This is a genomic window from Erwinia rhapontici (assembly GCF_020683125.1).
Lineage (GTDB): Bacteria > Pseudomonadota > Gammaproteobacteria > Enterobacterales > Enterobacteriaceae > Erwinia > Erwinia rhapontici.
On the sequence record NZ_CP085627.1, the window covers coordinates 1,385,425 to 1,398,868 of the forward strand.

At 51.0% G+C, this 13,444-nt stretch carries 15 protein-coding genes; 9 read left to right on the forward strand and 6 right to left on the reverse strand.

All coding sequences use genetic code 11. The features are described from left to right. Positions 1-105: 105 nt before the first annotated feature. Together modB and modC are read left to right on the forward strand one after the other, a co-directional pair. Positions 106-795 carry a molybdate ABC transporter permease subunit gene (modB, locus tag LJN55_RS06615; RefSeq protein WP_133841201.1) on the forward strand — a complete coding sequence of 230 codons (690 nt, stop codon included), beginning with the start codon at positions 106-108 and terminating at the stop codon, positions 793-795. Continuing rightward, positions 795-1,853: a molybdenum ABC transporter ATP-binding protein ModC gene (gene modC, locus LJN55_RS06620; protein ID WP_200641003.1), complete on the forward strand. Its 1,059-nt coding sequence runs from the start codon at positions 795-797 to the stop codon at positions 1,851-1,853. The genes modB and modC overlap by 1 nt, the downstream gene beginning before the upstream one ends. Here the strand turns inward: modC and LJN55_RS06625 are convergent, their stop codons facing one another. Further along, complete coding sequence (locus tag LJN55_RS06625; RefSeq protein WP_200641001.1) at positions 1,854-2,672, reverse strand: pyridoxal phosphatase; 819 nt, start codon at positions 2,670-2,672, stop codon at positions 1,854-1,856. It lies immediately after the preceding gene. Between the two features lie 143 nt (positions 2,673-2,815). On the opposite strand from LJN55_RS06625, the gene pgl reads away from it, so the two are divergent. From pgl to LJN55_RS06655, 6 genes are all read left to right on the forward strand, one after another. Further along, entirely contained in the window at positions 2,816-3,808 is a 993-nt protein-coding gene (pgl, locus tag LJN55_RS06630) for a 6-phosphogluconolactonase (protein ID WP_200640999.1), read from the forward strand. A 388-nt stretch (positions 3,809-4,196) separates the two neighbouring features. Next, positions 4,197-5,042 (forward strand): YPO3983 family protein, encoded by an 846-nt coding sequence (locus tag LJN55_RS06635; RefSeq protein WP_227535887.1) that lies wholly within the window; start codon positions 4,197-4,199, stop codon positions 5,040-5,042. Further along, positions 5,032-5,493 carry a DUF943 family protein gene (locus LJN55_RS06640; protein ID WP_200640995.1) on the forward strand — a complete coding sequence of 154 codons (462 nt, stop codon included), beginning with the start codon at positions 5,032-5,034 and terminating at the stop codon, positions 5,491-5,493. Before LJN55_RS06635 ends, LJN55_RS06640 begins: the two co-directional genes overlap by 11 nt. 311 nt (positions 5,494-5,804) lie before the next feature. Then, a complete protein-coding gene (locus tag LJN55_RS06645; RefSeq protein WP_200640993.1) occupies positions 5,805-6,653 on the forward strand; it encodes a YPO3983 family protein in 849 nt (282 codons plus the stop codon). Continuing rightward, on the forward strand, positions 6,637-7,098 hold the full coding sequence (locus LJN55_RS06650) for a DUF943 family protein (protein WP_227535888.1): 462 nt from the start codon (positions 6,637-6,639) through the stop codon (positions 7,096-7,098). Before LJN55_RS06645 ends, LJN55_RS06650 begins: the two co-directional genes overlap by 17 nt. A gap of 46 nt (positions 7,099-7,144) precedes the next feature. Further along, positions 7,145-7,570, forward strand: coding sequence for a DUF943 family protein (locus LJN55_RS06655; protein ID WP_265106033.1), 426 nt, complete (start codon positions 7,145-7,147; stop codon positions 7,568-7,570). A gap of 61 nt (positions 7,571-7,631) precedes the next feature. On the opposite strand, the gene ampR is transcribed toward LJN55_RS06655, so the two are convergent. Further along, on the reverse strand, positions 7,632-8,510 hold the full coding sequence (gene ampR / locus LJN55_RS06660; protein ID WP_227535890.1) for a LysR family transcriptional regulator AmpR: 879 nt from the start codon (positions 8,508-8,510) through the stop codon (positions 7,632-7,634). A gap of 135 nt (positions 8,511-8,645) precedes the next feature. Here ampR and ampC point away from each other — a divergent pair, with 135 nt between their 5' ends. Continuing rightward, positions 8,646-9,761 (forward strand): class C beta-lactamase, encoded by a 1,116-nt coding sequence (ampC, locus tag LJN55_RS06665; RefSeq protein WP_407647799.1) that lies wholly within the window; start codon positions 8,646-8,648, stop codon positions 9,759-9,761. Between the two features lie 57 nt (positions 9,762-9,818). On the opposite strand, the gene LJN55_RS06670 is transcribed toward ampC, so the two are convergent. From LJN55_RS06670 to bioA, 4 genes are all read right to left on the reverse strand, one after another. Further along, positions 9,819-10,295, reverse strand: coding sequence for a kinase inhibitor (locus LJN55_RS06670; RefSeq protein ID WP_227535891.1), 477 nt, complete (start codon positions 10,293-10,295; stop codon positions 9,819-9,821). Positions 10,296-10,307: 12 nt separating this feature from the next. Then, positions 10,308-10,988, reverse strand: coding sequence for a type 1 glutamine amidotransferase domain-containing protein (locus LJN55_RS06675; protein WP_171149347.1), 681 nt, complete (start codon positions 10,986-10,988; stop codon positions 10,308-10,310). After that, positions 10,985-12,031, reverse strand: a complete 1,047-nt coding sequence (locus LJN55_RS06680; protein WP_227535892.1) for an NADP-dependent oxidoreductase — start codon at positions 12,029-12,031, stop codon at positions 10,985-10,987. The genes LJN55_RS06675 and LJN55_RS06680 overlap by 4 nt, the downstream gene beginning before the upstream one ends. 90 nt (positions 12,032-12,121) lie before the next feature. Next, positions 12,122-13,408 carry an adenosylmethionine--8-amino-7-oxononanoate transaminase gene (gene bioA / locus LJN55_RS06685; RefSeq protein WP_227535893.1) on the reverse strand — a complete coding sequence of 429 codons (1,287 nt, stop codon included), beginning with the start codon at positions 13,406-13,408 and terminating at the stop codon, positions 12,122-12,124. Positions 13,409-13,444 lie beyond the last annotated feature (36 nt).

The window sequence follows — 13,444 nt, forward strand, 5'->3', positions numbered from 1 at the left end:
GCAAGGCGGCAAGTGAGTGAATCTCCAGGAGCTGACTAAAGTCAGTGACTGGGGTGAGGGAGTGCAGCCAACACTGCTGCAGGTTAAAAGATAAAGGTTAAAACGATGTTTTTAAGCGATCCTGAATGGCAGGCCGTAGCGCTGAGTCTTAAAGTTTCCCTGGTCGCAGTCGCCTGTAGTCTGCCTTTTGGGATCCTGATGGCATGGCTACTGGTGCGCCGTCAGTTCCCTGGAAAAACCCTGCTCGACAGCATTATCCATCTACCGCTGGTGCTGCCACCGGTGGTGGTGGGCTATTTGCTGCTGCTGGGATTCGGGCGTCGCGGCTTTATTGGCGAATATCTTTATGACTGGTTCGGCTTCAGTTTTGCCTTTAGCTGGCGCGGTGCCGCACTGGCCTCAGCGGTGATTGCTTTTCCGCTGATGGTGCGCGCTATCCGTCTGGCGCTTGAGGCCGTGGATACCAAACTCGAACAGGCAGCACGTACCCTCGGGGCCGGGCGCTGGCGGGTCTTTTTCACCATTACCCTGCCGCTCACGCTGCCGGGTATTATTGCCGGTACGGTGCTGGGTTTTGCCCGATCGCTGGGCGAATTTGGCGCCACCATTACGTTTGTTTCCAATATACCCGGCGAAACCCGTACGCTACCTTCTGCCATGTATACCCTGATTGAAACACCGGGGGCCGAAGGGGCGACAGCACGCCTGTGCGTGATTGCCATTCTGCTGGCGCTGGTTTCCCTGCTCCTTTCCGAATGGCTGACCCGCTGGGGTCGTAAGCGTTTAGGTCTCTGATGCTGATCCTCGATTTTACTCAACAGCAGGGCGACCACACCCTGACGGTAAAGGCCACCCTGCCCGCCAGTGGTGTTACGGCCATTTTTGGCGTATCCGGTGCGGGAAAAACCTCACTGATCAATGCCATTGGCGGTCTGACCGTACCGCAGCAGGGCAGCATTACGCTGAACGATCGGGTGCTGAGTGATACGGCTACCGGCATCTGGTTACCGCCGGAGCAGCGGCGTATTGGTTATGTCTTTCAGGATGCCCGCCTGTTCCCGCACTATCGGGTGCGCGGCAATCTGGAATACGGCATGGCAAAAAGCATGCGCCCGCAGTTCGATGCACTGGTCAAACTGCTGGGGCTTGAATCTCTGCTCGATCGTTTCCCGTGGTCATTATCCGGGGGGGAGAAACAGCGCGTCGCCATTGGCCGGGCGCTGCTGACCGCTCCGGACATGTTGCTGATGGATGAACCCCTGGCGTCCCTCGACTTACCGCGTAAGCGCGAACTGCTGGCCTGGCTGCAAACGCTGGCGCGCCAGGTTTCCACGCCGATCCTCTATGTCAGCCACAGCCTGGATGAACTGCTGCATCTGGCCGATAACGTCATGGTGCTCGATCAGGGGAAGGTAAAAGCGTTTGGTGCACTGGAGAGAGTCTGGGCCAGCAGCGCCATGCGTCCGTGGCTGCCAAGAAGTGACCAGAGCAGCATTCTGCGCGTGCAGGTGCTGGAACAGCATCCGCATTATCAGATGACGGCGCTGTCGCTGGGCGATCAGCATATCTGGGTGAATCGGGTGGATTCCCCGGCGGGCACGCCGTTACGTATCCGTATCCAGGCCGCCGATGTATCGCTGGTGCTCAAGCCACCGGTGAACAGTAGCATCCGCAACGTTATCCCGGCGCAGGTGGCTGAACTGCTGGAGATTGATAACCAGGTGGAAGTGAAGCTGCTGGTGGGGCAAAGCGAGCTGTGGGCGCGTATCACGCCCTGGGCTCGCGATGAACTGATGATAAAACCGCATATGTGGCTGTTTGCTCAAATAAAAAGCGTGTCAATCACCACCTGATTACAGCACTTCCTGATAGATAGTGTCGGCAATCCCGGTTTCCAGATTGGTGCCAATCACGCGTTTTGCCCGCGCTTTAATGGCTTCGTCGGCGTTGCCCATGGCTACGCCTAATCCTACGGTTTCCAGCATGCTGAGGTCATTATAATTATCGCCAAAAGCGATCACGTCACTCATCTGGTAACCGTTGGCGGCTACCCATTGCGCCAGTCGTTTGCCCTTGCTGTTACCCGCTTTGGCGATATCCACCTGATCATGCCATGACCATTCACAGGCCAGACCCATCTCGGCTTCGACCTTTTCAGCGAACTGTTGCAGCGCCGTGGTGTCTGCATGAGACAGGGCAAATTTCCAGATTGACTGCGCATTTTTTGCCGCATCTGCCAGGCTATTGACCTGCAAGAATGTCGGACGCTGGGCTTCAGGCAGTGACAATCCCCAGTTAATGGTGCGCGTCACATGGCCGGTTTCTGTTTTGTACAGCATCGCATCATCGACGTATAGCAGGCCATGGATCCCCGCGGTGTCGAGCATCTCAATCACACGCAGCGCCTGTTCTTTGGGCAATGGGTCACTTTGTAAGACTGTTTTTGCCTGATAATCATACAAATAAGTGCCATTACAGCAGATTGCAGGTGTATCCAGCGCCAGTGCCTGATAAAAAGGATGGATGGCCACATGATGGCGACCCGTCACGATCAGGATTTTTATGCCGGCCTGTTGCGCCTTTTTGAGCGCTTCCAGTGATTCTGGCAGTATGGTTTTGGAAGGGGTTAACAGCGTGCCGTCCAGATCGAGGGCGATGATGCGATAGCTCATAACAGTTCCCGTGGCTCAAAAGAAGTCAATAAGTGTACACCTTGTGACGCCAGCCACAAAACGGGCGGCACAGAGAGAAAGCATCATCCGAAGATGAAGAGAAAAGCCACTTACCGATTTCCCGTTCAGAACAAGGAGCATTCATGAAACAAGTTGTTTATACCGCCAGCCCTGAGAGCCATCAGATCCACGCCTGGCAGCTGAATGATGACGGCGCACTGACGTTGTTGCAGGTGGTTGATGCCCCAGGCCAGGTGCAGCCGATGGTGGTCAGCCCGGACAAAAAGTTTCTTTATGTCGGCGTGCGCCCGGATTTCCGTGTGGTCGCCTATCGCATTGATGCCGAAGGTAAACTGAAAGAAGCGGGCCATGCACCGCTCACAGGCAGCCCGACGCATATCTCTACCGACCGCCAGGGGCGCTTCATTTTCGTCGGCTCTTATAACGATGCTTTCGTCAGCGTCAGCCCGATTGGCGCTGATGGCCTGCCGGGTGCGCCAACGCAGATTGTGAACGGTCTGGAAGGCTGTCATTCCGCCAATATCGATCTGACCAATCAGACACTGTTTGTTCCGGCGCTGAAGCAGGACCGTATCGCCTTGTTCAGCCTGTCTGACAGCGGCGAACTGACGCCACGTGCCCAGTCTGAGCTGAACACCACCAAAGGGGCCGGTCCGCGCCATATGGTGTTCCACCCGAACCAGCGCTATGCCTACTGCGTGAATGAACTGGACAGCACGGTTGACGTCTGGGACATCAGTAAAGGTGAAGTGGAGAAAGTACAGAGCCTGGATATGATGCCGGAAGGCTTCAGCGATACCCGCTGGGCTGCCGACATTCATATCACGCCGGATGGCCGTCATCTGTACAGTTGCGACCGCACCGCCAGCATTATTACCGCGTTCAGCATCAGTGCCGGGGGCGATAGCCTGACCGTTGAAGGCCATCAGCCTACGGAAACGCAGCCGCGTGGTTTCAACATCGACCATAGCGGCCAGTACCTGGTGGCAGCAGGGCAGAAGTCGCACCATATCGAAGTGTATAAAATCACTGCCGACCGTGGCCTGTTACAGCCGCTGGCACGCTATGCGGTAGGGCAGGGACCAATGTGGGTGGTCGTTCACCAGCTGGATTAAGCACGTTAATTTTTTGGCAGTCAATATCAAGGGTCGGCCATATTCTGGCTGGCCCTTTTTTATTGGCCAGAGCGATATCACATGAAGCATTATTAAAGATGATTGATTATCGCTTAGCGTAACGAACTCAGATAATAATGAAGAGGGTTGTGTCAAAATAAGCATAACGAAAAATAGCATATTTTTTCCAATCGTATTTTTACCATTTCTCAATAACTATGATCTATGCTGCACTTTTGGTTTTTATCCTCATATTAATTTGGAAGTACTGAGTGTAATCGATAAATTACGTTGTCGACAACAGACTCACACTTTCTCTGATGCCGCGTGAGAACTGACAGGAAGTCAGTGTCAGGATGACTATTTTAAAAAACAAAGAGTGTTTTCAATGTCTGCATTATCTTTTCCCTGTACCATTTTTACCACCCAGCAACGTATGGATGACTTCGGCGCTAAGGATATGCACTGCGGGGATTTAAGTGCGGAGCAGTTGAAAAGAGATTTTGGCCTTGCAACTGTCTCTGACAGGGTTGATCCCTGGACGCTGGCACGAAAAAAGCACCAGCAAGTGCCCACTTATCCTGCATCCTCATCCGCCTGGAAGGCGGAGTCGATTAGCAAACAGGAGTGCATCAATATCCTGTTTGATGAGTTCCGTGAGTACGCAAAATTGTTCTCTTTTTACGGTCCCTATCGGGATAACATCATTGAGATGATCACCCATATGCAGCATAAAAAAGGGATGAATTTTAGTAGTACGATGCTGGATTCGGCATTGAGAGTACAAATATTGACTGATCAATCAAACGAAAATAGTTCACGGTTGTTATTACAAAAAACGTTAATAAAAAATATTGATTGGGAAAATGGTTACTATCCTTCAAATGAGAAAAATGAACTTACAGATGCGATATTCAAAGGTAGACTTCCAAAGTTTGATCGCATTCAGGATCGATTTAACGGTATGGGAATTAGCGTGCATGATACCTGGGCAACCCAGATCAGTATTAAATCACTAAGAATAGAAGGTGATCGTTTTCGCGCTGTTATACATTATAAAATCCAGGACCATTTTGGCTTGGATAATCAGGATGTACATAACTGGAAATACAGGCAGTTTCGCTTGTTCCGTATCTGGTTTGTCCTTCAACGCTATAGCAAGTTTGCCTTTAAACCGTTTATGACCAATATGGAAGCCACCATTGAGATTACAGGTGAACGTAATGTTAAATAGTTCTAAAAAAAGAAAATTCATGGTTTTGATAATCATGATTATTGGTGGTTATATATTATGGTTATGGTGTCGTCCAGTAAGAATTATCGCCGTTCATCAGAGTGGTAGTTATAGCATCGTATTAGTAAAAAATTATCCGTTTACTGATGCAGGGAAAATGGAATGGTGGTTAAAAAACAAAGGAATGGTAAAGGAGACGTATAATATACCCAAAATAGATAAGCAGGGGCGATATCATGTAACATTGTGGGATTTTGACGAGGGATATAAAGAGTTGGATAAATACGATCGTCTTTGTTTTGAGGATATGAAACCGCCCAAAAACTGTGTGGATAAAAATGCGATGATGACCGTCAGTCGCGATAAATACAACGTTACAGATTTCACACTTGATGATGGAGTTTACATCCTTCAGGATAATGGTCTGATCGTCAAAAGAAAGACGGATTGAATGAAAGTTTATTATCATCAGTAAAAAGTAGGTCGGTATGATGGCGATGGCCTCAACAGAGGCTTTATTATGGCTGATTTTAATAGGGCAAAGTGGTAATACCCCCTGTGCTAGTCGTATTTTTACTATTTATCAATAACTATGATCTGTGCTGCACTTTTGGTTTTTATCCTCATATTAATTTGGAAGTACTGAGTGTAATCGATAAATTACGTTGTCGACAACATAATCACACTTTCTCTGATGCCGCGTGAGAACTGACAGGAAGTCAGTTTCAGGATGACCATTTTAAAAAAAAAGGAGTGTTTTCAATGTCTGCATTATCTTTTCCCTGCACCATTTTTACCACCCAGAAACGTATGGATGACTTCGGCGCTAAGGATATGTGCTGCGGTGATTTAAGTGCGGAGCAGCTAAAAAAAGATTTTGGTCTTTCCAGTGTCTCTGACAGGGTTGATCCCTGGACCCTGGCACGAAAAAATTACCAGAATGTGCCCACTTATCCTGCGTCCTCCTCCTGGCACACGGAGTCGATTAGCAAACAGGAGTGCATCAATATTCTGTTTGATGAGTTCCGTGCGTGCTCAAAAACGTTCTCTTTTTACGGACCGTACCGGGATAACATTATCGAGATGATCACCCACATGCAGCATAAAAAAGGCATGAATTTTAGCAGCACAAGGTTAGACTCGGCGCTGAGAGAGCAGATACTGACTGATAATGCAAAAAAAAATAGTTCACGATTGTTATTAAAAGATGCCTTTGCGTTAAATATTGACTGGGAAAATGGCCTCTATCCGACGCATAGGAAAGTAAAACTTACTGATGCTGTAAATGAGAGCATACTTCCTAAATTCGACCGCATTGAGGACCGGATCAACGGGATGGGGATTAGCGTGCATGATACTTGGGCTACCCGGATAAATATTAAATCGCTAAGGATAGACGGTGATCGTTTTCGCGCTGTTGTGCATTATAAAATTCAGGACCATTTTGGGTTGGATAACCAAGATGTACTGGATTGGAAGTTCAGGCAATTTCGCCTGTTTCGTATCTGGTTTGTGCTTCAGCGCTATAGCAAGTTTGCCTTTAAGCCGTTTATGACCAATATGGAAACCACCATTGAGATTACAGGTGAACGTAATGTTAAAAAGATATAAAAAAACATCACTTATTCTTCTGGTGATGATGGTTATAGTTGGGTGTGTATTATATTTTTTGCTTCTGCCAGTTAAAGTTATTGCAGTTCATCAGAGAGGTAACAATAGTACCATATTAGTAAAGCATTACCCTCTTACTGATAAAGGAAAAATAGAGTGGTGGCTAAAAAATAAAAACATGTTTCAAACAAAATATAATGTTCCCAAACCAGATGAAAGTGGGATTTATAATGTTGTTTTTTGGGGCTTTGGTGATGGATATAAAGAAGAGGGTAAATATGATCGCCTATGTTTTGACGATATGCCTCCACCCAAAAACTGCATTGATAAAAATAAACTGATGATTATCAGTCACAGCAAAGACAACGTCACTCAATTCACCGTTGGTAACGAATATTATATCCTTCAGGATGATGGGTTAACCGTTAAGATAAGATCGTATTGAATGGGTGCTGTTAAAATCGACAAAAAAAAGAGTGTATTACATTTTGATGCTGATGGTGTTTTTTGGGGTTTTATTATGGGAATGTTATCAGCCAATTAAAATCATCGCTGTCCATCAGGACGGTAATTATAGTGAGGTTTTAGTTAAAGACTATCCTTTTACAGATGAAGGGAAAATAAAATGGTGGTTAAAAAATAAAACGATATTAAAAGAAAAATACAATATTCCCAGGCCAAGTGAGGATGGGCGATATCATGTGATACTGTGGGATTTTGGTGATGGTTATAAAGAAGGGGATGGATATGATAGTCTATGTTTTGATGATATGCCTCCTCCCATCAACTGTATTGATAAAAACAAAGTGATAACAATTGGCCATAATATAAATAGTTCCGCAAGTTTCACCGTCAGTGGCGGGGTTTACTTCCTTCAGGATAATGGACTCATCGTAAAAAGAAAGCGCCAGGAGTAATCATATTGGCCAGGAGCATTGATTCTGCGGGTGATCATCTGGCAGGTCCGCTTACTCTTCATTAACTCTCTTTAAACTGCCTGTTAAGCCAGTCGGAAAACATCGTCATTGCCTCACTTTCTGGCTGGGACTGTAACCGTGTCAGCCAATAGCCTCCAAGGTGGATTTCAGCGTCAAAAGGGCGAACAATTTTCTCCGTTTGTAGCAGGTGATGAAAAATCTTAACTGGTGCCAGCGCAATGCCCGCTCCCAACAAGGCAGCCTCGATCATCGTCAGCGAAGAGTCGAAAATCATCACCGGATGTGAGGGAGAAGGTGGGAGTTCGTTAAGACTGTGCAACCAGTGGCTCCACTCGTCACGACGAAATGACCGCAACAGCGTAAATTTATGCACGTCCGCCGGTTGCTGTAACTGACGGGCTATCGTGGGATGACAGAGCGGTGAAAACGGGGCATCACAAATTAACGTCGCCTCGGTGCCGTGCCAGGCACCGCTACCGAAGCGGATGGTGTAATCGTGACCTTCGGCTGCGGGGTCAACCCGATTATTGTGTGTGGACAGTTGCAGCTCAATATGCGGATGACGGTGGTTGAAATCCTCCAGGCGCGGCAACAGCAAACCAGTAGCAAAGGACCCAACCACCCCCACTTTTAATTTTTCGCGCATCTTACCCGCAGAGAAACGGTCCAGCGTATTGGCAATACGATCAAAAGATTCGTTTAAGACCGGTAACAAATTCTCGCCTTCCGTGGTCAGCATCAGACCGCGAGCAACACGGATAAATAACGAGCAGCCCAACTGCTGCTCAAGTGACTTTACCTGCTGGCTCACGGCCGCATGCGTTACATTCAGTTCAACTGCTGCGTTAGTAAAACTTAGATGGCGCGCAGCTGCTTCAAATGCTCTTAGCGCATTGAGGGGGATGTAAGGGCGGGGCACGGATTTTACCTGTAAGATTTTCTTTTATCAGGTGTAAAAATTAACAGTTTGTTGCTGTTTGTCAAACCCGTCAAACTGACTGCTGTTCAAGAATATGGAAGGTTAGAAACAGTGAAATTACGTTCTCAGGCTGTGATGGTGGCTGTACTGGCATCGGCATACTCATTGGGTGCCGTAGCGGCTCCTGATGTGGAAACAACGGTCCGCCAGGCGATTAAACCCCTTATCGATCAGCAAAACATTCCGGGTATGGCAGTGGCGGTCCTGGTAAAAGGCAAACCATACTATTTTACCTGGGGTATGGCAGATAAAGAGCAGCATCTCCCGGTGACTCAGGACACCCTTTTTGAACTGGGTTCGGTGAGTAAAACGTTCACCGGTGTGCTGGGGGGCGTGGCGGTGGCAAAAGGTGAGATCGCGCTTAACGATCGTGCCAGTCAATACTGGCCGGCACTTAATCTTCCACAGTGGCGCAACATTACGCTATTGCAACTGGCAACGTATACGGCAGGTGGCTTGCCCCTTCAGGTTCCGGATGCCGTTACGGATGAAGACGGGCTGAAAAACTTCTATCAACAGTGGCAACCTCAGTGGGCTCCGGGAAAGACGCGGCAGTATGCGAATAGCAGTATCGGACTTTTTGGCATGCTGGCAGTAAAGCCAACGGGGCTCTCCTTTGAACAGGTGATGCAGCAGCGTGTATTGACGCCACTAAAACTCACACACACATTTATTACCGTACCAGAAGTCAGCGAAAATGCTTATGCGTGGGGTTATCGCGATGGGAAACCCGTCCGCGTATCGCCTGGTATGCTGGATGCCGAATCCTACGGTGTGAAGTCGTCCATAAAAGATATGTTGCGCTGGATGCAGGCCAATATGAATCCTGAACAGGTCGGGGATAAGACATTGCAGCAGGGGTTGGTGCTTGCCCAGACGCGTTATTATCGCACTGATGCGTTATATCAGGGACTTGGCTGGGAGATGCTTGACTGGCCAGAACAGTCAACGCTGGCCATCAGAGGCGCTGATAGTCCGGTGGCTCTGGGGCCCCAGCAGGTGCGGGATGCGCAATCGCATCCACGGGTGAAGGCATCATGGGTACACAAAACGGGTGCTACGGGGGGCTTTGGAGCCTATGTGGCCTTTATCCCGCAAAAACAGATCGGTATTGTCATGCTGGCGAATAAAAACTATCCCAATACCTTGCGGGTAAAAGTCGCCATGCAAATAGTCAAAGCTTTAGAGTAATAGTGAGGCGGGGGCATTGCGCCGGAAGGGAAATGCCCCCGCCTCTCACCCGGAAAATTATGAATACATCGCCGTTATGGATGCGCTACCGAGCGAATGGAAATGCACGTTAAAGCCTACCAAGGCGCCGCTGGCGTTCTCATCCACTTCCAGCGCTTCAACGTCAATGGCATGCACGGTGAAGATATAGCGGTGGGATTCGCCTTTTGGGGGTGCCGCGCCGCCGTAGCCCGCGCTGCCGAAATCCGTGCGCGTCTGCACTGAGCCCGTTGGCAGATTCACTTTGCCGGAACCTGCGCCTTCGGGAAGTTCGCGCGTCTCGGCGGGCAGATTTGCTACCACCCAGTGCCACCAGCCAGAACCGGTAGGAGCATCAGGATCGTAACAGGTCACCACAAAACTTTTTGTCCCAGCGGGAACATCGTCCCAGGCCAGATGTGGCGACAGATTATCACCCTGGTAACCCATGGCATTCAGCACCTGGCGTTCCGGCAACTTATCTCCGTCGTTAAAATTCTGGCTGCTTAATTTCATGTCATCTCCCATTTATTGGTGTAGTAGCTTCAGCAGCTCTTCGGCCGCCGCTGCGGAAGAGGCCGGATTTTGTCCGGTGACCAGGTGGCCATCGGTCAGCACATAAACACCCCAGTTATCAGTGTGTTCAAACTGACCGCCAAGCTTCTTCAGCTCGTCCTCGACCAGAAAAGGTACCACATTCGTCAGGCCAACGGCGGCTTCTTCGCTGTTGGTAAACCCGGTCACCCGTTTCCCGGCAACGATGGGCGTGCCATCGGGTTTTTTGGTATGACGCAGTACCCCCGGCGCATGACAGACGGTGCCCACCGGTTTGCCATTAGCAAACAGCGTTTCGATCAGCTGAATACTGTCGGCATTCTCGGCCAGATCCCACAGCGGGCCGTGCCCGCCAGGATAGAACACCGCATCAAACTGGCTGGCATCGATAGCATCCAGACGTTGCGTATGGGCCAGCGCCTGCTGTGCCTCCACGTCACTGCGAAAACGTTCGGTGTCGCGGGTTTGTGCATCCGGCTCGTCGCTGACCGGATCGAGCGGGGGTTGTCCGCCCAGCGGAGAAGCCAGCTCTACGGTGATCCCGGCATCACGGAAAACATAATAAGGCGCAACAAACTCTTCCAGCCAGAAACCGGTTTTATGGCCGGTATCGCCCAGTTTATCGTGCGAGGTTAATACCATTAATAACTTCATGAGGGTTTATCTCCTGCCACACGCACCACCAACTTGCCGAAGTTTTTCCCTTCCAGCATACCGATAAACGCCTCCGGCGCATTATCCAGCCCGTCGATAATATCTTCACGGAATACCAGGCGCTCTTCAGTCACCCACTGGCTCATCTGGCGGAAGAACTCATCAAAGCGGTGGCCATAATCCTGAGTAATGATAAAGCCCTCAACGCGCAGGCGTTTTTTCAGGATGGCGCTTTGCAGCAGCGGCAGGCGGTCCGATCCGGCGTGCTGCCCGGTGCTGTTATAGTCGGCAATCAGGCCACAGACCGGAATGCGTCCTTTGGTGTTCATCAGCGGGAGCACGGCATTAAACACCTTGCCACCAACGCTTTCGAAATAGACGTCAATGCCATCGGCGCAATGACGGCTCAGCTGTTCGGCCAGGTTGTCATCACGGTGATCGAGGCAGCGATCAAAGCCCAGCATGTCTTCGGCGTAGCGGCATTTCTCCGCACCGCCTGCAATGCCCACCACATGGCAGCCTTTCAGTTTGGCAATCTGGCCAACGAGGGAGCCAACGGCACCTGTCGCGGCGGCGACCACCACGGTTTCTCCCGCCTGGGGATTACCGATATCCAGCAGTCCCATATAGGCGGTAAAGCCCGGCATCCCGAGCATTCCCAGCGCCCAGGATGGATGCTTCAGCACCGGGCCGCTGAGTTTCACCAGCTCTTCTCCGCTGGAGATCGCGAAATCCTGCCAGCCGCTGTAACTCAGCACCCAGTCCCCGGCGGCAAAATCTGCGTGCTCAGAGCGCTCAACAATCGATACGGTTCCGCCACACATCACCTCATTAAGGGCGACGGGTGGCACATAGGAAGGGGCATCGCTCATGCGTCCACGCATATAAGGGTCGAGCGACAGCCAGACAGTGCGCAACAGCACCTGTCCGGCAGCGGGTTCAGGAACGTGCTGTGCCTCGAGGCGGAAATTCGCCGTAGTCGGTGCGCCGTGCGGACGAGAGGCCAGCAGCAGCCGACGGTTGGTCTGTTTATCTTGTGGCATGTTATCTCCTGTTTGCGGCAGCAGGCCGCGCAAAACCTGATAAAAGCGTAGCGCATCACGCTGACGGCTGCCTGGAGACTGCCTCCATTGTTAACAATTAAACAGGGCAGGATGTGCTATAGCGGCACTGACGGCGTCCGTAAGCTGTGTCAGCGCCTGTGAAGTGATCACGTAAGGCGGCATCAGATAAATCAATCGCCCGAACGGGCGGATCCACACACCCTGTTCAACAAAGAACTGCTGCATCGCCGCCATATTGACGCTTCTGTGCGTCTCCACCACGCCAATCGCCCCCAGCACCCGCACATCGGCCACTTCCGGCTGTGTGCTCAAGGGCAACAGTGCCGTGCGTAGCTGTCGCTCAATGTTTGCCACCTGCGCCTGCCAGTGGTTCTCCTGCAATATTGCCAGGCTCTCTGATGCCACGGCGCAGGCCAGCGGATTGCCCATAAACGTTGGACCGTGCATAAAGCAACCGGCGGCGCCGTTGCTGATGGTGTCTGCCACCTGGCGTGTCGTCAGGGCTGCTGAGAGCGTCATGGTGCCGCCGGTCAGCGCTTTCCCCACGCAGAGAATGTCCGGGCTGATGGCCGCATGTTCACAGGCGAACAATTTGCCGGTACGGCCAAATCCGGTCGCGATCTCATCGGCGATCAGCAACAGCTGATAGCGGTCACACAGCTCACGCACCCGTTGCAGATAGCGCGGATGATAAAAGCGCATGCCGCCTGCACCCTGCACGATAGGTTCGAGGATCACCGCCGCCAGCTGGCGATGATGCTCAACAATCAACGATTCCAGCTCATTGGCATCTTGTGCCTGCCACGGTTGATCGAAACGCGGCGGCGCGGGTGCAAAAAGATGCTCCGGCAGATAGCCCTGATACAGGCTGTGCATGGAGTTTTGCGGGTCGCACACCGACATCGCCGCAAAGGTATCGCCATGATAGCCGTTACGCAGGGTGAGGAAACGCTGGCGTTTTTCGCCCTTCGCCTGCCAGTACTGCAACGCCATTTTCATCGACACTTCAACGGCGACGGACCCCGAGTCTGCCAGGAATACGCACGTCAGATTCTGTGGCGTCATCGCCACCAGACGACGACACAGCGCAACCGCCGCCGGATGCGTGACGCCGCCGAACATCACATGGGACATCTGCGCCATCTGCGTCTGTAACGCCTGGTTAAGGCGCGGATGGTTGTAGCCGTGGATCGCCGCCCACCACGAGGACATGCCGTCCACCAGCTGGCGGCCATCCGCCAGTTCCAGCGAGGTGCCAGCGACAGCGACCACCGGGTAGCAGGGAAGCGGCTGGCTCATGGAGGTGTAAGGGTGCCAGATATGCTCACGGTCAAAGGCGAGATCGTCAGGGGTCATAAAATCACTTGTAAACCAAAAATAAAAAATTTAGTT